The 740-nt window shown below is 52.3% G+C and carries 1 protein-coding gene; it reads right to left on the reverse strand.

The window, feature by feature from the left end; genetic code table 11:
• Positions 1 to 3 precede the first annotated feature (3 nt).
• On the reverse strand, positions 4 to 740 hold a 737-nt coding region (locus tag JUF11_RS13145; protein ID WP_204119948.1), incomplete at its 5' end, for an IS30 family transposase.

The following is a 740-nucleotide window of genomic DNA, read 5'->3' on the forward strand; positions in this document are numbered from 1 at the left end:
CTGTTACGCCATGCATCGGTAGTAATCGCATGGGCGAAGATAGTTCAGAATACGTCTGGGACGATGGTTCAGTGCGGATTGGACTGCTTGAATTTCAACCAGGGTAACTGCTCTGAGAGACTTCCCTTTCGGGAAGAATTCCCTAAGCAGTCCATTGGCGTTCTCGTTTGTGCCACGCTCCCAAGGCGAGTACGGATGTGCGAAGTAAATCTGGGTTCCAACAATCTCTGATAACTTGGCAAACTCGGAACCATTGTCAAAAGTGATACTCTCAAATTCCTTGGCCCCGTAGTCGTCGATCGTGTCCTGCAAGGCTTTAAGGCAGGTGCCCGCATGATAGTCAGGAATCTTGACGATGATCTCAGTCCGGCTGTACCGTTCTGTGAGCGTCATTAATGCTGGCTCATCAGCTAAGCGAATACCTTTGACCAAGTCGCCTTCCCAATGTCCCACGCCTGTGCGGTCATTCACGGCCGCAGGACGCAACTCGATTGAGTCGCCGTATATCTTCTTATTCTTGCGCTTGTGGGCGTTCTTATAGCCTTTGATGCGGCGTCGGAGCTTCTTGGGAAGTGTCATGTTGTCTAGCTCAAGCAGCCCGGCGTCGATGTAGCGATACACAGTTGTCGTTGAAGGGCAAGCCTTGCCCTGGTCGCGATAGAAGTGTACGAAGCTATCAACGCTGTGTACGCGCGGCTTACGAGTAAGCTCCCTGGCGAGAGCCTTGAAGAACGCACGGC

This window comes from Lacticaseibacillus suilingensis, assembly GCF_016861845.1.
Classification (GTDB): domain Bacteria; phylum Bacillota; class Bacilli; order Lactobacillales; family Lactobacillaceae; genus Lacticaseibacillus; species Lacticaseibacillus suilingensis.